Origin of the sequence: Spirillospora sp. NBC_01491, from assembly GCF_036227065.1 — a bacterium.
GTDB lineage: Bacteria > Actinomycetota > Actinomycetes > Streptosporangiales > Streptosporangiaceae > Spirillospora > Spirillospora xylanilytica.
In genome coordinates this window covers 7,105,085-7,124,693 of sequence record NZ_CP109432.1, presented here as the reverse complement: position 1 = coordinate 7,124,693, position 19,609 = coordinate 7,105,085, and the positions used below count along the sequence as shown (strand labels likewise).

The following is a 19,609-nucleotide window of genomic DNA, read 5'->3' as shown; positions in this document are numbered from 1 at the left end:
GTGGTGGGTGATCTTGTCTCACTGGTGCTCGCTGTTGGCCGTTGTTGCTCGTTGTTCGTGGGCCATACACGGGCCATGGCCCGTCGCCGTTAGTGCTGGTCGGAGGCTAGGGCGCGGTCGACTGCGTTGTTCGCGCGGCTCTCGGTTAGGCGTGCTTCAAGGGGGTTGGTGCCCCAGTTGGTGACTGTGATCACCACGGTGCCGCATTTCTCGGTGCTGCAACGGGGGGTGGGGGTGGCTGGGATGTCGAAGGTTCGGACGGGGCGGGCTATGAGTCGTCCGGCTTGGCGTCCTGCGGCGCGTAGGCGGTCGCGGTCGTGGTGGGAGTGGTAGGTGGCGCGGATTTCTCCGGTTCGCTTGAGCTGGTCGGCGGTGGCGGCGGTGAGTTCGTCGGTCTTCATGGCTGGTTCCTCTCGGTGTCTCTCCGATAAGGATGGCGGGGGTGGCTGCGGGGCGTCACGGTGGGCGGACGGGTGCGGGCTTGACCGGGGCGGCGGGCCGCTAGCCTGCTCCGGCAACGGGCTCCCCTTGGGGCTGCCCGCTTGGCCCGTGGGGCGGCCCGCCGGAGGGGTCCCCGGTCAAGCCCGTGCCCGTCCGCCGTGCGCTCGCTGGCCCCGTGCGGGTTGGAGGCCGGGGTGCGTCTGGTCTGGCTTGCGGGGTGGTGGCTTAGCGCGCTGGGAGGGTCGCATACGCGCTTATGGGCGCTGGCCACCTTCGGTGGCTCGGTTGTAGGGGGCGGGGGTCGGGGTTGGTTGGGAACCGCGTGATCAGCATGGGCACATTCCAGGGTCGTGGGTGACTGCGTGCGGTAGGCGGAATCGGGCGTCGGCGCCGGGGGCGGGCAACGTGTCGGGTGTGCGTGCGAAGGCGGTAGATCGGGTATCACGTCGTGCGATCGGGGGCTCAGTACCTCACGGGAGGCGGGTCGATGGCACGGGTACGAGTGATCTTCGCTGAGGAGCAGAACTTTGCTGGGGCGTTGGTCACGGAGGTGACGGTGGATGCCGCGCGGCTGGTGCTGGTCGGCGCACAGGGCGAAGCCCTGCTGGACGTGCCGGTGGCGGGTGTGCGCAACGTGGATCGGGGCAGGCAGGCGCGGACGGAGCGACTGAAGGCTGAGCACGTCAACCACGGAAGGCCGTGGGATGAGAGTGAGCGGACGCGGCTGCGGGAGATGTGCGCGAGCAAGACGCCGATGCGGGAGATGATCAACCAGATCGGAAGGTCGAGCGGCAGTATTCGTGGAGAGATGCGGAGGCTGGGCCTGGTCGTCGACGGGGCTGAGCCTGTCGGTTAGCGAACCGGACGGAGCATGCGAGCGACACGGCGAGGACGGCACGAAGCGGCGCGTGGCGGCGGACCGGCCGGACGCGTCGAGCGGCATGCCGGGAGGCTGGGCGGTCGGCGCCGATGGGACGGGCGGCGTGGGGTAGGGGCCCCGCGTCCGTCCCGGACCTGATCGGCGGCCGTGCCGCCCGCGCCGATCCGGCGTAGCCGGATCGGCGCGGAGGGTTGGGAACGCTGCCTAGCGGCGCGTAGTGCCGGACGTGGCGGGGAGCGTGGCGGGCGAACGTGAGGGGAGCGCCGGCGGCATGGCGAAGCCACCCCGGAGGGGCGGCCGTAGGCCGTGCTGCCGTTGCGGATCCGGCCGGATGCTGTCAGAGAGACCGCGCCGAACCCCGCACGGCGGAAGCTCCGGTAGCCGGGAAGGGCGCTTGCGCCCGCCCCGGCTGACCGGTGCTGACGGCGTGCCTTGACCTGGTAGGGAAAAGCCTCACACGAACTGACTGCGCGCCTGCTAGCTACCCGAACGGTCGGCCGGGTGAGGCTAGATGTCGTACGTACCGCGCTTGATGCGCTGGCTGAACGCCTGCCACGTCTCAGGAGGCAAGAGCAGCACGGGGCCGTCCTGGTCTCTGCTGTCCCTCACCGCTACCGCGTCGGGCGTGGGAGCGACCTCTACGCATGCGCCGTTCTGCTGGCTGCGCGCGCTGGTACGCCAGACTGCACGGGACAGATCTGTAGCTGTCATCCCGCGCCTCCTCTGACGGTCACTGAAGCTCTTTTATTACTGCATTCAGCATATCGCGGGTGTCGTCCGGACTGAGCGCCACGGCCCGTAGATGGTCAAACGCGGTGGTGTACTGCTCGACCTCCTCAGGCTTGTCCACCCACAGGTTCCCGCCGATGGTCTCCATGTAGGCCACGTCGACATCGTTGGCGCCGGGGAAGCCAAGCACGATGAACGGTCCAGTGGTGCCGGGGTGGGCCCCGACCTTGTACGGGATGACCTGGATGGTCGTCCTGCCCTTGGCCGACTGCTGGAGATGGCGCAGTTGAGCGCGCATCACCTCACGGCCTCCCACCGGCCGACGAAGCGCCGCCTCGTCCAAGATCGCCCAGAGTTGCGGACGATCAGGCTTGGTCAGCACCTGCTGTCGGTTCACGCGGACTTCGACCCTGCGTTGGATCTCGTCGGGGTCAAGCTCAAGAGGGCCGCCCCGAACGAGAGCCTCGGCGTAGTCAACTGTCTGGAGCAGCCCGGGGATGACTGCCAGCTCGAACGTCCGGACGGAAGACGCTTCGGACTCCATGCCGATGTAGAACTCGTACTTGCTCGGCAACACGTCCCGGTAGGAGTACCACCAACCACGCTTCCGCGCTTCCTTCGCAAGCTGGATGAGGGCTTCTCGCTGCGTCGGATCAGTGACCTTGTAGACGTCGAGCATGGCGCGCACGTCGTTGGGGTGTGGCCCAGTGCGGCCCGTCTCGATCCTGAAGATCTTGGTCGGGTGCCAGTCGAGTTGATCGGCCGCCGTCTCCTGGGTGAGCTGCGCGTGCTCTCGAAGTTGCTTGAGTTCAGCCATGAGCTGACGACGGCGAACGGTGGGGCTGTCGGATGCCATGAACACCTCCGATGGAGATCGTACACCTCGCGATATACAGGACTGCATTGTGCAGCCCTGCAAACGCGTGCTATGTATTAAGCCTGCTGGCACGGAGCATCGCACAGTGCAGCGCAACACACTGTGCAGTCGGCCAGTTACGCCCTGACGGACGCTGCGATGGTGGTGATTCCGGTGTGCAGAGATCAAACAGACCGACACGATGCAGGACGAAATCCGGTCCTCCGGCGATTCAGACTGCTCAACGACTTGATGATCGATTTGCGCTGTCTGGGACGCGCTTCGTACCTGGCGCTCCCAGCAACAGGGCAGCCCGTGCTGTGGGTCCGGGTGAGCTCGGGGGCGCGACTGATGGCGGTGTTGAGCATCGCCGAACGTGGGGGGGCCTGGTCGTACCTGTGGGATGGCATCCATAGCGCGGCGGCTGACGGGTCACTGACTGCTGCACACCGGATCGCGGGAGTTGAGCGGTGATGCTTTGGCACCCGGTGAAGGTGACGCGCGTCTGCGGGAGTGAGCACGAGCCCGTGCGTGCGGTGCGTGCATTCGTGCTGGATGCAGCGGCGGGCGCGTTGGCTGGTCGAGTCCATGACGTGGACCTCGGCGATGTCGATCTGTGCGCGTCAGAGGTTGCGACGAACTCCTTCATCCATTCGGCGAGTCGGCTGAGTGGCGGCGGGATCGAGGTGCGCGTGCTGGTGTCGGGTCGCGGTCTACGGGTGGAGATCGAGGACGACGGCGGGATGACTCTGCCGAAAGTGCAGCCGGAGGACGACGCACGCGAGTGCGGTAGAGGGCTCATGATCGTGGAGGCGCTGGCCTCTGCCTGGGGATACGACGGAGGCGGGACGACGTGGTTCGAGGTCTGCTAGCGCGGATCGAGCGAGAGGATCAGCGGATGGCCTACCGGCTGTGGTCGGCGCTCGCGATCACCGTGAGCGAGGCTGACGGGTGGCGGTCACTCGCTGCGCGAAGCGAAGCCGATGCACTCATGCTCCTCGGGCGTGGTCAGTTACAGGAAGCTGGTATGCACCTGGGTCGGGCGGAGGCGTACGCGCTGGCAGCCGACAACGTCATGGACGTGCTGCGGGGCCTGGAACCGTGGGATGACCTGATTGGCGATGGGCAGCCGAACCGGTGGGGTTGGGCGGTCCGGCGGCTGCTCTGGTGGACCACACGATGATCAGTCCTGAGGTCAAGCCGTGCCGTTGGGGCTGGGTAGCGGTGATGCACTGCCCAATGGGCGGCGATTGGTGCCGTCCTGGGGAAGCTGCGCGAATCGTCGGCGTGCCCGTCGGGCGGCTGCGGTACTGGGCCGACCGCGCCTTAATCAGCATGGTGTATCACCCGGGCAAGCACCGGCTGTATTACCGCGATGAACTGGCCATGGTGGTCGGACTGGCGGGCGGCGTGGGCCTGACGAACACGGCTCTACTTGAGTTGCACGTGGCTCGGGGCCTGTACCGGTAGGGGCCGCGGCTCCCGTTGCGTGCTGACAGGGGTGGGGCCGGTCATGGCCGGAGGCCACCCGTAGGGCGACCGGAGGGAGTAGCCGGCGCCGTGTCGCTATTCCAGGTGAAGCGTCGGGGCGGTGGGAGCCGCTGCCCCGGCGCTTCGCTGTGCCCGCTGGTCTGATTTCTGGTCAGTTGAGCGGGTGGTTGACGGCGTGGATGGTGGTGGAGTCGGCGGGCCAGATGCTGATGGTCTGGTCTACCGGGGTGCCGTCGGAGCTGTGGAGGGTGCTGGTGCGGACCAGCACGGAGGCTTGCGGGGTGATCTGGAGGGCGGGGGCTTCGTGCCCGCTGGGTTGCCGCACGCTGACGAGCGTGGTTGCGGTGACGGGGCGATGGTTGGTGTAGCGGGTGAGGATCTCGGGCCATGAGCCGGGGATGATGGCGTGCTCGGTGAGCGGGCTTCCTGAGGGGACGTGCGGGGTGTAGCTGGTGCGTAGTTCGAGGGTGACTGCGCCCGGTGGGTCGGTCACGAGGCGGTGGCGGACGCAGACCGGTGCGCCGGGGCCGGGGAGCCGCAGTGCCTGGGCGACGTCCGGTGGCGCGGGTTCCCAACCGGCGCGTATGACCTGGAGGGCGCAGAGCTGATCGGGGATATTGCCGCCGAGTGACACGGTGTGTGCTGGTCGGGGGGCGGCGTAGGTCGGGTGGTGTCCTGCTGCTGGACCAGGGTCGGGGATGGTTCGATCGACGATTTGCCGTTGGCCGGTGACCAGGTAGCCGCGCGTGCCCTGGCCTTTGATCAATCCGGCTTGTTCCAGTTCATAGAGGACTCTTCGGCTGGTTCTGTTGCTGACGCCCCACCGGTCCTGGATGTCGCTGTTGGTGGGCATCCAAGTGCCAGGGGGCCGGGTTCCCGCGCGGATTTCCGCAATCAGTTCGTCGCAGATTGTTGCGTACAGGGCGGGTGAGCTGCCGGTTGTCTGGCCGCTCGTTGCGCGTTCGCGTTGCTGGCCCAATGTGGACACTCCTTAATCCGGGTTAGCTCTTGTATGCAGCGACTTTATCCTTCGGTACCGATCCTAGCGTGCCTAGCTTGGAACGTCAGGGTTTGCATGCTGGCCGGATTCGGCACACCTTAGGACGTACCGAGGTACCAAGCTAGGTACCTCTTCGGAACGTCGGAGGTGGCGGTGCAGTTCAAGATCGAGATGGACGGGATGATGTTCCTGGTGGCGGACCTGCCGGAACAGCGGCGCGACTTCGAGACCAAGGCGCTCAGGACGTCGCCGGAGGGTGAGCCGCTGTTTCAGGTGCGGCTTCTGGTGATGGACGGTGCGGGGTCGGCGCCGATTCGGGTGGGGCTGATCGGTGACCCGGGGCTGGCTCAAGGACAGTTCGTTGCGCCGGTGGGGCTAGCCCTCAACGCGATCGACCGAAAGGGCGATTCGGTGACGTGGTGGACGGCGGAGCGGCTGGAGGCGGCGGCGATGCCGGGTCCGGGTGCGGAGGCTCCGGCGGGCGGCGCGGGAAAGGCCGCGAAGTGAGCGGCGGGCTGTTCGCCCGGTTGGGCTGGGGCCGGGGGCCGGAGCTTCCGGAAGATGCGTTGGTGGCGGTCGGCGCGGACGATGAGCGGTGGGCGTACGGGGAGTGCGCCTATGTGATCAGCGTGGCGGCGACGGGGCCGGTGCGTGTTCATTACTCGCTGACGGAACCGGCGGGGCCGACGTGGCTGCGGTTGGTGGAGGTCGGCGAGCGGCGGCGGCGTCGAGTACTGGCTGCCGGGCTGACGTGCGGTGCGCTGGCGGGTGCGGGGTCGCGTGGCGGTCAGGGTGAGGCGGCGCCGCATGGGTGGCTGCACGCGGCGGCGGCGGGCTGGACGGTGTGGACGCATCTCCCGGCGGATGGGCGGCTGGACGGGGTCGCGATGCTGGACCTGGTCGCCGACCTGGTTCCGCGCGGGACGTGGCGTGAGTTGCACGTGCGGCGTGCTGAGGCGTGGGACGCGTGGGCGCGTCGGCCCCGGGCGCATTCGCCGGGCGGGCACGTGTCTCGGACGATCCGGCCGTCCCGTACGGCGGGTGGGGATGCCACGCGGGTGGAGGCGGTGGATCAGGGGCCGTGGGATGAGCGGGTAGCCGGTCAGCGCCGGTCTGCGGAGGGCTGGCCGGGTGTCCGGTACGGCGGGGGCCTGGGTGGGGCCCGATGAGTCAGCAGCGAATGACGGGGACGCAGGCTCCGGGGCAAATCGGGCTGCCGCCCGTGCTTCAGCGGCCGGACCTGCCGGTGCGGGCTCGGCTGACGCCGGGATCGGCGGTGCTGCTATGGGTGATCCGGCCGTCCTGGTTGTGGCGGCGTGAGCTGGTGGCGCTGGTGGTCGTGGTGGGGCTGGCGGCGGCGGGGTGGCTGGGGCGTGGCTGGCCGGGTGCGGTGGCGGCTCCGGTCGCTCTGGTGGTGGCGGTGGCGGTGGTGCCGTGGTCGCGTCGGCGGTCCGGGCGGGTGTGGCGGCGGGCGCGGCTGCGTCGGCACTGGGACCGCGCGATGCGGTTCTGCGCGTTGACGACCGTCAACGATCGGATCCCTCGGATCAAGCGGGATCGGCGCGTGCCTGCGGGTGATCGACTGCTGGTTCGGATCCCGCGTGGTGCGACGGCGGATGAGTTGGAGGCGGAGCGGGAGCGGGTGGCGGCGGTCATGCGGGTGCGTGAGGTCCGGGTCACGCGGGATATGGACCGGGCGGACCTGGCCCACGTGGACGTGGTCCGCAATGATCCGTTTGCCAATCCTCGGGATCCAAACGTGAGCTTGCCGATTCCGTGGCCGTGGGCCGGTGGCGGGCAACGGTCGTTGGGTGACCCGGTGCCGCTGGCGGTCGATGACATGGGCGACACGGTCAGTGTGCGCCTTCCCGGAAAGAACATGCTGATCGGCGGTGAGCCGGAATCGGGGAAGAGCGCGGCGCTGTCGATCCTGCTGGCGGCGGCGGCTCTGGATCCGGCGGCGAGGATCTGGGGGTGGGATGCCAAGCGCGTTGAACTGGCGCTGTGGCGTCCGGTGATGGAGCGGGTGGTCTACAACGACATCGATGCCGGGATCGGGCAGCTTGAGGACCTGATCAAGGAGATGGACGCGCGTTACGAACTGCTGGAGTCGTCGGGGCGGCGGGTGCTGCGGCCGAGTGAGGCGCCGGTGATCGTGGCCGCGATCGATGAGATGCGGTTCTTCACAGCCAACACCGACAAGAAGGCGGCCAAGCACTTCAACGCGTTGGGTGAGGATCTGACGGCGCGGGGGCGTGCGGCTTTGATCGTGGAGCTGGCGGCCACGCAGAAACCCGGTGGGGATGTGGTGCCTACGGGGTGGCGTGACCTGATGGCGTTGCGCCTGGCGATGCGGTGCAACACCCGGGATGCCTCGGACACGATTTTGGGTGCGGGGATGGCTTCGGCTGGCTTCAGCGCTGCCGATATCGACCGGCGGACGCGTGGTGTCGGCTGGCTGCACTCTGAGGGCAACCGCCCCCGCCGGATCAAATCCTTCTACATCGGCGATAACGAGATCCGCGACATCGTCGCCAAGGGTGCGGCGCTGCGGCGGCTCGTGGGTGGTGAGGGCTGGGTCTGAGCCCGCCCTCCCTCCTCTTCTCTCCTCTTCTTCAACCTTCTTCAGGTCCTCGCGCGGCGGGGTGGCGGAAGCGTGCCCGCCGCGCGGGGTCCTCTTCCTGATGGGAGCGATCATGTCGGAGTTCTCGAAGCGGGTGGCGGCGCAGGTGTGTCCGTGTGCGGCGGTGGTGCCGGGTCGGGTGTATCCGGTGGCGCGGCCGGAGCGGGCCGGGGGGCCGGAGGACTGGTCAACGATGCTGGTGCGTGAGGTGGGTGACGTGCTGGCGAGCTACGGATACCCGGCGGTGGAGACGGACAGTCCGGATTGGTACGCGTTGATGTGGTGTCTGTGGAGGTTCGTCTACGGGGGCCAGGCGCGGGGTCGTCACGGTTCGGGCCGAGTGTCGGGGGCCGATGGTGGGGCGGGGGCATGAGCGGCCGGCTGAATGACCGGAGGTCACCCCGGAGGGGCCCCGTTCTGCCGGCGGCGTCGCCCGTGCGGGTTTCGAGGGCTGCGGGTGTGGGGGGTGTGCTGGCAGGGATGCTGGCGCGGGTCGGGTCCGAGTCGGGTTGGCGGGCGTGGGCTCGGCAGGTTGAGCATGCGGGGCATTGCTCGCGTCCGGTGCGGGTGCGTGGTGGCGCGGCGGCGGTGGACGGGCGTACGGGTGAGGTGCGGGCGGAGTACTCCACGGCTGGTGAGCCTGACGGGGTGCTGCTGTTGGCGTGCGGGGATCGGCGGGCGGCGGTGTGTCCTGCGTGTGCGGAGCGGTATCGGCGGGATACCTGGCATGTGGTGGCGGCGGGCCTGCGGGGGCGTGCGCCGTCGGTTCCGGGCGGGCCGGATGCGGTGCCGGATTCGGTGGCGGGGCATCCGGTGGTCTTGGCGACGCTCACGGCGCCGTCGTTTGGGGCGGTGCATCGGGCTGGGGCGCGGCCGTGCCGTAAGCGGGTCGGGCCGCTGGTCTGCGAGCACGCGATGCGGGCGTGGTGCGATGAGCGGCATGGGGACGGTGAGCGGCTGGTCGGGCGTCCGTTGTGCTGGGACTGTTACGACTACAGCGGTCACGTGCTGTGGCATTCGGCGGTGCCTGAGCTGTGGCGCCGGACGGTCATCTACACCTACCGGGCGCTGGCGCGGCTGGGCAGTGCCCGGAGCGGTATACCGATCACGGTCCGCACGGTCCGGGAGCAGCTCCGCGTGTCCTTCGTCAAGGTGGCGGAGTTCCAGCGGCGCGGGGCGGTGCACCTGCACGCGGTGGTTCGGCTGGATGGGGTGGCCGGTGAGGGGGTGGCGGCGCCTCCGGCGTGGGCTGATTCGGCGTTGCTGGAGGACGCGATCAGGGATGCGGCTGGGCGGGTGGCCGTGTCGTTGCCGGTCGGTGGGCGGGTCGCGCGCTGGGGTGAGCAACTCGACGTGGCACCGATCGCGGACCCGGCGCGGGCGGCGAGCTATTTGGCCAAGTACGCGACCAAGACCGCCGGAGACGTCTTGTCGGGGCTTCCGCCGCGCCGGTTCGGACGCCGCGAGGTAGGGCGTATCTCTCGGCGGGTGGACAACCCGCACACCATGCTTCTGGTGCTGGCGTGCCTGAGGCTGTCACGCACGCCGGAGTGTGCGGGGCTGCGGTTGGCGGAGCACGTTCACATGCTCGGGTTCCGGGGCCACTTCGCGACCAAAAGCCGTTCGTACTCGGTGACGTTGGGAACGCTGCGTGGGGTGCGGCGGGCTTGGCGGGCGCGTGAGCGTGCGGAGCGGGTGGGGGCGGCGGATCCGTGGGCTGGCCAGGATGAGGGCACGGTGGTCGTGCGTGACTGGCGGTTCGTGGCGTCGGGGTGGGCGCGGCTGGGTGATGCGGACCTGGCGGCGACGTTGGCTCGTGATCATGCGGCGATGCGGGATGCGGAGGACCTGGTCACGGTGGCGCGGGCGGGTGATCTGTGGTGAGCGGGGTTGCGGGGATCGTGCTCGCGCTGGTGCTGCTGCGGTATCTGCTGCGGTCGGTGGCGCGCGGTGGTGGCGGGGGCGGGCAGAGGATCACGCTGCGGTTCCGGACGCCCCTGCGTGAGCGCTACCCGCGCTTCTTCTGGACAGTGGTCGGCTTCGTGCTGCTGGTGGTGGCGCCGGTGCTGCTGCTGGCTGGGGCATGCGACTGGTGGGGGCTGTGATGGGCGGTCCGTATCAGAGCCGGAGTGTGCTGGGTGGGCTGCTGGATCTGCGGTTCCGGCGGCTGATCACGCCTCGGCTGATCGGCTGGGTGTATGCGGCGGGGGTCGTGCTGGTGGTGTGCTGGACGCTGGCGGGTCTGCTGCTCATCTGGGGATTCGCAGCCTGGATGGGCGCGGGCTGGTGGCTGTACTCGCCCGTGGTGATCGCGGCTGGTGCCCTCGGAGTCCTCCTGCTCCGGGTGACGTGCGAATGGATCCTGATGGCCTTCACCCGGGGGCGCCCGGTGCAGCGTCCTGCGCTACGGGCGGGGCGGGACGAGCGGTGATCGTGTCCGGGGGCATGGCGTGCGGGACGGCGCGTTGTGTCCCCGGACCGGGTCGCACGGCGGGAGCGCCGCGAAGCGGCACCGATGGTTGTAGGTCGGCCAAGCGGGGGAGCGCGCGGATATCGCATTGGCCCGCCCCGAAGGCGGTCGGTCGGGGTGGCGGGCGGTCGCCTGCCGCAACCCCATGCATTCCAGTTAATTAATGTCAAGGGCTGCATGTGGCAATTGTGGGACATAAATTGTCCGCTTGCGGTCGACTGATCATCTTTCGTTGATGCATTTCTTGCTGGCCCGCAGGTGGCCCGTGGCTGCAATTTCTGGGGTGGTACTCGATGACCTCCATTGATGTCATGTCAGTGCGTGATCTAGCGTCTGAGCTGCATGTAGGTCGTTCCACGGTGTATCGATGGCTGGCGACTGGCCGGGGCCCTAAAGCGTTTCGGTTGCCTAATAGTGAGCTGAGAATTCGGCGTACGGATTTCGTAGAATGGCTACAGGCGCTCGAAATCGACCAGGAAGGCTCCCCTCGATGATCAAGGCGCAAGACATTCAATTCTGGCAGATCCGCAAGCGCGCGAATAGGCGCAAGCCGTACGAGGTGCGGTGGCGCGTGGATGCCGCTGCTTTCAGCCGGTCCTACCTCACCAAAGCGTTGGCGGAGACCTACCGGTCGTCGCTGGTGGGGGCTGCCCGTGAGGGTGAGGTGTTCAGCCTGACCACGGGTGAACCGGTCTCCTGGGCCCGGTCGGCGGAGACGGTGTACTCGCATGCTCGGGCGTTCGTCGCGATGCGGTGGGCGGAGGCGTCCGACAACACCCGGGCGGCGCTGGTGCGGTCGCTGGTCCCGATCGTGCTGGCGACGCTGGAGGGAAAGAAGGCCAAGCGCGGGCGGCCGGAAGAGAAGACGCTCCGGCGGGCGCTGTCGATGTACGCGCTCCGCCCTGGCGCGTGGGCGTCCCCAGACGGCCAGATCTGCGACATGCCCGACGACATCCGGGCGGCGCTGGCGTGGCTGGCGGCGGTCTCCCGTCCGGTCACGGCTCTGGAGGATCGGGCGGCGCTGCGTGAGCTGCTGGGGGCGCTGGCGCTGCGGCTGGACGGTGAGCGGCTGGCGCACACCAGCATGCGCAACCGGCGGGCGGTGCTGCATGCGCTGCTGGACTACGCCGATGAACGAGGGCTTCTGAGCGGCAACCCGCTGACCGGCGTCAAGACCAAGCGGCGGCGGGCCAGTGACGCAATCGACCCCCGGCGGGTCCCCTCGCTCGCCCAAGCGCGCGCGGTGCTGGCGGCCGTGAGTGATGTCCGGGGCGGCGGTCACCTGGCGGCGTTCTTCGATGTCCTGTACTACGCCGGTACCCGGCCGGGTGAGGCGCGGGCGCTCCACGAACACGATTGCAGCCTGCCCCCTACCGGCTGGGGGTCACTGCTGCTGGCGGGCAACCGCCCGGAGGTCGCTGCGGCGTGGACCGATGACGGGGCCCGCCATCGGGAACGGGAACTCAAGCATCGGGCACCCGGTGAGGTCCGGCCGGTCCCGATCCCGCCCGTCCTGGTGGCCTCCCTGCGCACCCACATCGAACGCTACGGAACCGCGCCCGACGGTCGGCTGTTCTGGGAGAACGCCGAGACGTTCGCACCCGTCACCGGACAGACCTACCGGCGCGTCTGGCAACGTGCCCGCGTCCTGGGCCTGAGCGGCCCTGACAGGGCCTCCAAGCTCGCTGACCGCCCCTATGACCTGCGGCACGGAAACGCCTCCCTGCTGCTCGCCAGCGGCGTCCCGGCAACCGAGGTAGCGCGGCGTCTGGGCCACTCCGTCCAAATGCTCTACACCACCTACGCGCACTGGTTCGACGGAATGGAAGATGCGGCCAACGCTGCCGTTGACGCCGCCCTCGCGAACCTCGACGCGCTGACCTGCGAAAACCCCGGCGCTGGGCCAGACACGGGCCAAAACGAGGGCCATGGGACCGCATGACCGCGTCTCCGCAGTTCAGACCATGATCAAAACGCGCTGAACGTTTTCCACAGAACGCCGTTCGCCTGGTGCTCTCACCGCCGACCCGGCACCGTCGAAGACCGGAGGTGAGGCGCATGAACGCCAACATCAGCCTGGGGCGGCGCGGCGAGGACGCGGCGGTCGGCTACCTGGACCGGATCGGCTGGACCGTCCTGGCGCGCAACTGGAGGTGCCGGGAGGGCGAGATCGACATCGTCGCCCACGACGGGCGGCGGCACGTCGTCTGCGAGGTCAAGACCCGCAGCTCCACCGCCTACGGCGGGCCGCTCGAAGCGATCAACGCCGGCAAGGCCGCCCGCTTACGGCGGCTGGCCTGGCGCTGGGCCGCGGCCCACGGCGTCCGGGGCGAGCTCCGGGTGGACGTGATCGGTCTGCTCACCGTCGACGGCGGGTTCCTCCTCGAGCACCACCGGGAGGTGTGCTGAATGACCCTCGCCAAGACCCGTTCGGTGTCCCTGGTCGGCGTGGACGGCTTCGTGGTGGACGTGGAGGCGGCCATCACCAGCGGCGTGCCCGGCCTGCATCTGGTGGGCCTGCCCGACGCCGCGCTCAGCGAGGCCCGCGACCGGGTGCGGGCCGCCATCTACAACTCGGGGGAGGACTGGCCTAACCGGCACGTCACTGTTTCCCTGTTCCCCGCCAGTCTGCCCAAGCGGGGCTCGACGTTCGACTGCGCGATCGCGGTCGCGCTGCTGGCCGCCGCCGAGGCGGTGCCGCCGCGCTCCTGCGCCGGGCTGGTGCTGATCGGCGAACTCGGCCTGGACGGGCGGATCCGCGCCATCCCCGGCGTCCTGCCCGCCGTGCTCGCCGCCGCCAACGCGGGCTGCCGCACCGTCGTCGTGCCCCGCGCCAACGCGGCCGAGGCCGAACTGGTCCCGGACATGGAGGTGATCTCCGCGGGAACGCTGCGCGGCCTGCTGTGCATCCTCCGCGACGAACCGCCCCCTCAGGAGGCCGACGAAGACCACCCGCCCCCGACCGCCCCGTCCGACGGGCTCACCATCCGGCGCCCGGACCGGCGAACCGGGCTCGACCTGGCCGATGTGCGTGGCCAGGCCGAGGCCCGCCGCGCGCTGGAGATCAGCGCGGCGGGAGGCCACCATCTCTTCTTCTCCGGCCCGCCGGGCTGCGGGAAGACGATGCTGGCCGAGCGCCTGCCGACGCTGATGCCCCCGCTCGAACCCGACTCGGCGCTCGAGGTGACGGCGATCCACTCGGTCGCGGGCACCCTCCCGCCGGGCCAGCCGCTGATCACAAGGCCGCCGTTCTACGCACCGCACCACACCGCCACCCGGGCGGCGATGGTCGGCGGCGGGTCGGGCCGCCTGCTGCAACCCGGCGCCGTCTCCCTGGCACATCGAGGCATCCTCTTCCTGGACGAGGCTCCTGAGTTCGTCGGCGGAACCCTGGACGCCCTCCGCCAGCCCCTCGAAGAGGGCGAGGTGCGCATCTCCCGGGCCGAGGGCACCGCGTGCTTCCCGGCCAGGTTCACCCTCGTCCTCGCCGCCAATCCCTGCCCGTGCGCGGCGGCCAAGCAGGTCGACTGCTCGTGCGCTCCGGCGCTCCGGCGCAGATATCTGGCCCGCATCTCCGGCCCGCTCCTCGACCGCATCGACCTGAAGCTGGAGCTGAGCCCGGCCAGCCGGGCCGAGTTGCGCTACGACCTGGAGTTCGCCGAGGCCAGCCGGCTCGTCGCCGAGCGGGTCCTGCTGGCCAGGGAGCGCACGCTCAAACGCCTGGGCGACACGCCCTGGCGGTCCAACTCCGAGATCCCCGGCCCAGAACTGCGGCGCCGCTTCACGCCCCCGCCCGAGGCCATGCGCGCCGCCGACGACGCCCTCCAGTTGGGCACGCTGAGTGCCCGCGGTCTCGACCGCGTCCTCCGCGTGGCCTGGACCATCGCCGACCTGTCCGGCCGCGACGAGCCCGGCACCGACGACATCGGCGGCGCCCTGGCCCTGTGGAGTGGACGTCGCCCATGACCGCACTCCCCTCACCCGCCGAGCCCATCCCTCCCAACCCAGAGATCCGCACCCGCCGACCACATCGAGCCCGACCGACTCCACGACACGACGGTCCTGCGCCACCGGACCTCTCCGGCACGCAGCAGAAGGCCGACCGGCCGACCGGACGCGATACCGAACACCAACGGGGTTCTCAGCGCCCCGTTCCGACTCGGCCCGCCTCTCAGCCTTCGGCCGCACGGATCGGGAGGCAGTCGTCCCCGAGCACCCATCCACGTTCCTCGTCCGCCAGAGCACCGCGAAACCGGCTCAGCGGCGCGGACGCATCGCCTTCGACGAAAGGGCCGAACCCATGACCGACGAGAGGGAGGCGCGTGCCGCGCTGTGCGCGGCGGCGGAGCCGGGTGAGACCCTGCTGAACCGGCTCATCGATCACGAGGGAGCGGACGGGGCCCTGCGGGCGGTCCGCGCCGCCAGGGTTCCCGACGGTCTCGTCTCCACGGACGAGGAATTACAGCGCTGCGCGCGGCGCCTCGACCGCTGGCGGATCCGTCTGACGACGGCCGATCCCGAGCAGGACCTCGCCGTCTGTGAACGCCTGGGCGGGCGCCTGGTCTGTCCCGGCGATCCCGAGTGGCCGACCACGCTCGACGATCTGGGCCCGCAGAAGCCGTACGCACTCTGGCTGCGCGGTCCCGGCGACCTCCGCTACGGCTGCCTGCGGTCGGTGGCGATGGTCGGCTCCCGGGCGGCGTCCCCGTACGGTCTCCGGATCGCCGCGGAGTTCGCCGCCGATCTGGCCGCACAGGGCTGGACCGTGATCTCCGGGGGCGCGCTGGGCATCGACGCCGCCGCGCACCGGGGAGCGCTGGCCGCCGACGGCCCGACCATCGCGATCTTCGCCAACGGCGTCGACGTCCCCTATCCGGCGGCCAACGACGGCCTGTTCGCCGAGATGGCGCGCCGCTCGCTGCTGGTGAGCGAGTCGCCGCCCGGCAGCCCGCCCCAGCGGCTGCGCTTCCTCGTCAGGAACCGGGTCATCGCGGCCCTGTCCCGCGGCACCGTCGTCGTCGAGGCCGAGTACCGCAGCGGCGCGCTCAGCACCGCGACCTGGGCCCGCAAGCTCGGCCGCACGGTGATGGCGGTGCCCGGCCCGGTCGAGGCCCGCACATCGGTGGGCTGCCACCGGCTCCTCCGCGACGAGGGCGCCATCCTGGTCGCCCGTCCCGAGGAGGTGATCGAGGCGGTCGGCCGGTTCGGCGCCGACCTCGCGCCCGAACCGCACACCCCGGTGCTCCCCCGCGACCGCCTCGAACCGGCGACCCGCTCGGTGCTGGAGGCGTTCCCGGCCCGGGGCGCGGCGGGGCCCGCCCAGCTCGCCGCCAAGGCCGGCCTCGACCTGGCAGCGGCCAACGGCAAGATCGGACTGCTGGCCGCCGCCGGCTTCGTCGAACGGGATCGGGGCGGCTGGCGTCTCACCACGACCGCGAAACAGCGGAGGTGATCACTGCTCGGAGGGCAGCTCGAAGTCGCTCTTGGCGAGTTCCTCGACGTTAACGTCCTTGAACGTGACGACCCGGACGTTCTTGACGAAGCGCGCCGGGCGGTACATGTCCCAGACCCAGGCGTCCTGCATCGTGACCTCGAAGAAGACCTCGCCGTTGTCCGCGCTGCGAACCTGTAGATCGACCGAATTGGTGAGGTAGAACCTCCGCTCGGTCTCCACGACGTAGGTGAACAGCCCGACGACGTCGCGGTACTCGCGATAGAGCTGAAGCTCCATCTCGGTCTCGTACTTCTCGAGATCCTCGGCGCTCACGCTCGTGCCCCTTCCGTCCGGCCATCGCCGGGAACCCCCGGTTCGGGCAGTTCCCCGGTCCCCTCCCCCAAGGCCACCTCACCATTCTTACGCAAGGCCCGCCCCACGTTGACGTAGGAGAACCGATGCTCCGCACATGGTCCATGCGCCTTCAGCGCCGCGCTGTGAGCGCGTGTCACGTAGCCCTTGTGCACGTCGAAGCCGTAGTCCGGATAGCGCTCGTGCAACTCGGTCATGATCCGGTCCCGGGTGACCTTGGCCACGATGGACGCGGCGGCCATGCACGCGGCCACCTGATCACCCTTGATCACCGCGAGTGCCGGCACCTCCAGGCCGGGCACCGCGAACCCGTCGCTCAGCACGTATGCGGGCCGCCGCTCCAGCGCGGCGAGGGCCCGCCGCATCCCGGTGATATTGCACCGGTGCACGCCCATCCGGTCGATGTCGTGGCACGGGACGACGACGACGCTCCACGCCTCGGCACGCTCGACGATCTCCGCGTACAGCTCCTCGCGGCGCGCCGGGGTCAGGAGCTTGGAGTCGGCCAGGCCCTCGATCCGTCCACTCCGCCCGCCCTGAAGGATCACCGCACCGACGACCAGCGGCCCCGCGCAGGCCCCGCGTCCCGCCTCGTCGACGCCGGCCACGGGGCTGAACCCACCGTGCTCCAAGGCCCGCTCGTAAGCGTGCAGCCCGGCGTCGCGTCGCGGCGTGAAGCGAAGTGGACGACCCATCATGTTCCGCAGGGTACGTCGCCAGAACCATGTCACGCTCCCCGAATACCACCGTTTCGGGCATGTTCCCGCCCGGCGGCCCGCCCCGTCGCCCTCCGCCGCACCCCCGACCAGGCAGCGCTCAAGGTCGAATCCATCACGCCCAAATCCCCTCACCTTCAAGCAAGTCAACCGAAACGCCCGCGCGCACCAAGGCTTCCCCTCCCCCAGCCGACCGTGTCGCCCTCAACGATCAGAGCCGCGCCACCCCACTTGAACTCGGCATTGCCTCGATCTTGCCGACCCCTGGCCGTTCACGCACCGGAAGCCGACCAAGGCCCGCCGGCCGGGCCCGGCGGGCGAACCCCGATGGCGATGCCCCAACGCGCCCCACGCAGGGCGAGGCGGTCAACGGAAGAGTTGACGCGGTTCGCCCAGGCGTCGCCCCGTCAGCGAGGCGCGTATGCCCCACGTCCGGCGGCCATGGGCAGGTGCGCTCGGGATGATCGTCAACGACCTGATCGACCCCGACGGCAGCGACTACAGCCGGGGACAGGTGGGCGGGTTCCAGCGGTGCAGCGGCTCTGGGCGGGCTTCGGAGACCGCTTGATCGTTTGCGGCTGCCAAGCGGGTCGCCCTAGTAGCGAGATCATGGGCTGCTGCGGGCTGCCTGGCAGGCGACTCGAGCTGATGCGCACCGTGACCCCACGAAGTCGGTCGAGGCGTTCTGGAGCGCCGACCGAACCGGCGGGCCGGACAGGCCGGGACGCCGGCCGGACCAGGGCCCCGATCAGGCCGGGATGCCGTCGGGCCAGGGCCCCGATCAGCCAGCGGAGCCGGGCCGGCTGGGAATCCGGTCAGGCCACGGCGCAGACTGAACCGCGGCGCTGGGCCGGCTGGGAATCCGGTCAGGCCGGGGCGCCACCAGACAGCGGAGCCGGGCGGGCTGGGAATCCGGTCAGGCCGCGGCGCAGCCTGAACCGCGGCGCTGGGCGGGCTGAGAATCCGGTCGGGCCGGACAGGCCGGGACGCCGACCGGACCAGGGCACCGGGCGGGCTGAGATGTCGACCGGGCGAAGGGCTGACCGGGCCAGGGCGCCGACCGGAGCGGGATGCCGCACCGGACCGGGGTGGTGGGTGGGCTTGGGCGGTCAGGCCGCCAGGCGGTCAGGCGGTCAGGCGGTCAGGCGGTGCGGCGGAGACGGAGGCGGCGGGTCAGGTAGGTGAGCGGGACGGCGCCCACCAGGCCCAGTGCGACCGGGGTGGCCGGGGCCAGCGCGGCGGCGGCCTTCAGAGCGGGCTGCTTGTAGGTCTTGGGGATGGGCAGGGTGCCGACGCGGTTGAGCGGCCACACGATGACGAAGGCGCGGCCGATCACGCGGTTGATCGGGATGGTGCCGCCGCCCGGGTCGCCGCGGTGGGAGCGGGAGTCGTAGGACAGCTCGCGGTGGTCGCCCATCACCCAGAGCTGGCCCGGCTTGACGACCACGTTGAAGGGGTCGTTGGAGGGCCTGTTCCGCTCGTGGGTGACCGGGTCAGTGAACAGGTAGGCGTCCTCGTCGAGGGCGACGCCGTTGACGGTGACCCGGCCCTTGGCGTCGCAGCACGCCACGCGGTCGCCGGGGATGCCGATGACCCGCTTGATGTAGTCCTTCTCGTTGGGGGCCACACCGAAGGCGCTACCGACGGCCCTCAGGACCTTGGAGACGGGGTTGGTGGGCTCCTTGACCTCCATCTCGGGGTCCCAGGAGTCGAGTCCGTTGAAGACGACGGTGTCGCCGCGGGCGATGTCGCGGGTGTGGTAGACGATCTTGTTGACGAGGACGCGGTCGCCGACCTGGAGGGTGTTCTCCATGGATCCCGACGGGATGTAGAACGCCTGCACGGCGAACGCCTTGATGACCAGGGCCAGGACGAGCGCCACCCCGATCAGGATGGGCAGCTCTTTCCAGAAGGAGCCCTGCTTCTTCTTCTTGCGCCCGGATTCGTCGTCGGAGGTGTCGGCCGTCTCCTCGCCGGAGGTCACGGTCTGCTTCTCTTCGGGCACCGCGCCCTCGGCTTCGGAACGCACGTCTCTCCGATCGTCCTCGTCAGTCATCAGAGCGAAAGCCTATCGGCGACGCGGCCCCAGCACCCCGCGCGCGGGCGTGTCGCCCGACGGAGCCCCGAGCAACCCTGCCCGAAACGGGCAACGCCCCGGAGACCTCGAAGGGTTCCGGGGCGTCGCACGAGCCGCTGGCTCAGAAGTCGCGCTTCTCCTTGATGCGGGCGGCCTTGCCGCGCAGGTTGCGCAGGTAGTAGAGCTTGGCCCGGCGGACGTCGCCGCGGGTCACGACCTCGATCTTGTCGATCGAGGGGCTGTTGAGCGGGAAGGTGCGCTCGACGCCGACGCTGTAGCTGACCTTGCGGACGGTGAAGGTCTCGCGGGCGCCACCGCCCTGCCGCCGGATCACCACGCCCTGGAAGACCTGGATCCGGCTCCGGGTGCCTTCGGTGACGCGGACGTGCACCTTGAGCGTGTCGCCCGGACGGAAGTCCGGAACGTCGGCACGCATCGCGGCCTTCTCGATCTCCTGGATCAGGGTGTGCATGACAGCTGTTCCTCATGGGTCGAACGCGGACATCGAGAGGCCCCGTGG

Annotated in this window: 22 protein-coding genes; 14 read left to right on the top strand and 8 right to left on the bottom strand. The window is 70.0% G+C overall.

The window, feature by feature from the left end; genetic code table 11:
• Positions 1-89: 89 nt before the first annotated feature.
• Complete coding sequence (locus OHA34_RS33135) at positions 90-401, bottom strand: hypothetical protein (RefSeq protein ID WP_329519884.1); 312 nt, start codon at positions 399-401, stop codon at positions 90-92.
• A 542-nt stretch (positions 402-943) separates the two neighbouring features.
• On the opposite strand from OHA34_RS33135, the gene OHA34_RS33130 reads away from it, so the two are divergent.
• Complete coding sequence (locus OHA34_RS33130; protein ID WP_329519883.1) at positions 944-1,297, top strand: hypothetical protein; 354 nt, start codon at positions 944-946, stop codon at positions 1,295-1,297.
• A gap of 531 nt (positions 1,298-1,828) precedes the next feature.
• Here the strand turns inward: OHA34_RS33130 and OHA34_RS33125 are convergent.
• Together OHA34_RS33125 and OHA34_RS33120 are read right to left on the bottom strand one after the other, a co-directional pair.
• Complete coding sequence (locus OHA34_RS33125) at positions 1,829-2,032, bottom strand: DUF397 domain-containing protein (protein ID WP_329519882.1); 204 nt, start codon at positions 2,030-2,032, stop codon at positions 1,829-1,831.
• A 19-nt stretch (positions 2,033-2,051) separates the two neighbouring features.
• Complete coding sequence (locus OHA34_RS33120) at positions 2,052-2,906, bottom strand: helix-turn-helix domain-containing protein (RefSeq protein WP_329519881.1); 855 nt, start codon at positions 2,904-2,906, stop codon at positions 2,052-2,054.
• A gap of 473 nt (positions 2,907-3,379) precedes the next feature.
• On the opposite strand from OHA34_RS33120, the gene OHA34_RS33115 reads away from it, so the two are divergent.
• From OHA34_RS33115 to OHA34_RS33105, 3 genes are read left to right on the top strand one after another with little or no spacing between them, the layout of a single operon-like run.
• Positions 3,380-3,778: an ATP-binding protein gene (locus OHA34_RS33115; protein WP_329522472.1), complete on the top strand. Its 399-nt coding sequence runs from the start codon at positions 3,380-3,382 to the stop codon at positions 3,776-3,778.
• 26 nt (positions 3,779-3,804) lie between these two features.
• Positions 3,805-4,089, top strand: a complete 285-nt coding sequence (locus tag OHA34_RS33110) for a hypothetical protein (RefSeq protein WP_329519880.1) — start codon at positions 3,805-3,807, stop codon at positions 4,087-4,089.
• Positions 4,086-4,376 (top strand): MerR family transcriptional regulator, encoded by a 291-nt coding sequence (locus tag OHA34_RS33105; RefSeq protein ID WP_329519879.1) that lies wholly within the window; start codon positions 4,086-4,088, stop codon positions 4,374-4,376. Before OHA34_RS33110 ends, OHA34_RS33105 begins: the two co-directional genes overlap by 4 nt.
• Before the next feature lie 172 nt (positions 4,377-4,548).
• On the opposite strand, the gene OHA34_RS33100 is transcribed toward OHA34_RS33105, so the two are convergent.
• Positions 4,549-5,376, bottom strand: coding sequence for a GntR family transcriptional regulator (locus tag OHA34_RS33100; protein ID WP_329519878.1), 828 nt, complete (start codon positions 5,374-5,376; stop codon positions 4,549-4,551).
• 174 nt (positions 5,377-5,550) lie between these two features.
• On the opposite strand from OHA34_RS33100, the gene OHA34_RS33095 reads away from it, so the two are divergent.
• The 10 genes from OHA34_RS33095 (at position 5,551) to dprA (ending at position 15,942) form a co-directional block, all read left to right on the top strand.
• Positions 5,551-5,904, top strand: coding sequence for a hypothetical protein (locus OHA34_RS33095; protein ID WP_329519877.1), 354 nt, complete (start codon positions 5,551-5,553; stop codon positions 5,902-5,904).
• 658 nt (positions 5,905-6,562) lie between these two features.
• Entirely contained in the window at positions 6,563-7,981 is a 1,419-nt protein-coding gene (locus OHA34_RS33090) for an FtsK/SpoIIIE domain-containing protein (RefSeq protein WP_329519876.1), read from the top strand.
• 519 nt (positions 7,982-8,500) lie between these two features.
• Positions 8,501-9,904, top strand: coding sequence for a replication initiator (locus tag OHA34_RS33085; protein WP_443029601.1), 1,404 nt, complete (start codon positions 8,501-8,503; stop codon positions 9,902-9,904).
• A complete protein-coding gene (locus OHA34_RS33080) occupies positions 9,901-10,125 on the top strand; it encodes a hypothetical protein (RefSeq protein WP_329519874.1) in 225 nt (74 codons plus the stop codon). The genes OHA34_RS33085 and OHA34_RS33080 overlap by 4 nt, the downstream gene beginning before the upstream one ends.
• Positions 10,125-10,451, top strand: coding sequence for a DUF4282 domain-containing protein (locus OHA34_RS33075; RefSeq protein ID WP_329519873.1), 327 nt, complete (start codon positions 10,125-10,127; stop codon positions 10,449-10,451). Before OHA34_RS33080 ends, OHA34_RS33075 begins: the two co-directional genes overlap by 1 nt.
• Before the next feature lie 332 nt (positions 10,452-10,783).
• Positions 10,784-10,984, top strand: coding sequence for a helix-turn-helix transcriptional regulator (locus OHA34_RS38600; protein WP_443029600.1), 201 nt, complete (start codon positions 10,784-10,786; stop codon positions 10,982-10,984).
• Entirely contained in the window at positions 10,981-12,432 is a 1,452-nt protein-coding gene (locus OHA34_RS33070; protein WP_329519872.1) for a tyrosine-type recombinase/integrase, read from the top strand. Before OHA34_RS38600 ends, OHA34_RS33070 begins: the two co-directional genes overlap by 4 nt.
• A gap of 116 nt (positions 12,433-12,548) precedes the next feature.
• A complete protein-coding gene (locus OHA34_RS33065; RefSeq protein WP_329519871.1) occupies positions 12,549-12,899 on the top strand; it encodes a YraN family protein in 351 nt (116 codons plus the stop codon).
• On the top strand, positions 12,900-14,456 hold the full coding sequence (locus tag OHA34_RS33060; protein WP_329519870.1) for a YifB family Mg chelatase-like AAA ATPase: 1,557 nt from the start codon (positions 12,900-12,902) through the stop codon (positions 14,454-14,456). It abuts the gene before it with no gap.
• Between the two features lie 334 nt (positions 14,457-14,790).
• Positions 14,791-15,942 (top strand): DNA-processing protein DprA, encoded by a 1,152-nt coding sequence (gene dprA, locus OHA34_RS33055; RefSeq protein WP_329519869.1) that lies wholly within the window; start codon positions 14,791-14,793, stop codon positions 15,940-15,942.
• Here the strand turns inward: dprA and OHA34_RS33050 are convergent, their stop codons facing one another.
• The 4 genes from OHA34_RS33050 to rplS all read right to left on the bottom strand — a co-directional run bounded on the left by OHA34_RS33050 (position 15,943) and on the right by rplS (position 19,561).
• Positions 15,943-16,257, bottom strand: a complete 315-nt coding sequence (locus OHA34_RS33050) for a DUF2469 domain-containing protein (protein WP_285937399.1) — start codon at positions 16,255-16,257, stop codon at positions 15,943-15,945.
• Positions 16,254-16,994, bottom strand: a complete 741-nt coding sequence (locus OHA34_RS33045) for a ribonuclease HII (protein WP_285937400.1) — start codon at positions 16,992-16,994, stop codon at positions 16,254-16,256. Before OHA34_RS33045 ends, OHA34_RS33050 begins: the two co-directional genes overlap by 4 nt.
• A gap of 1,159 nt (positions 16,995-18,153) precedes the next feature.
• Positions 18,154-19,041, bottom strand: coding sequence for a signal peptidase I (gene lepB, locus OHA34_RS33040; protein ID WP_329519868.1), 888 nt, complete (start codon positions 19,039-19,041; stop codon positions 18,154-18,156).
• Positions 19,042-19,210: 169 nt separating this feature from the next.
• The gene (gene rplS, locus OHA34_RS33035; protein ID WP_285937402.1) at positions 19,211-19,561 is read right to left on the bottom strand and encodes a 50S ribosomal protein L19; all 351 of its coding nucleotides are present in this window, start codon (positions 19,559-19,561) and stop codon (positions 19,211-19,213) included.
• Positions 19,562-19,609 lie beyond the last annotated feature (48 nt).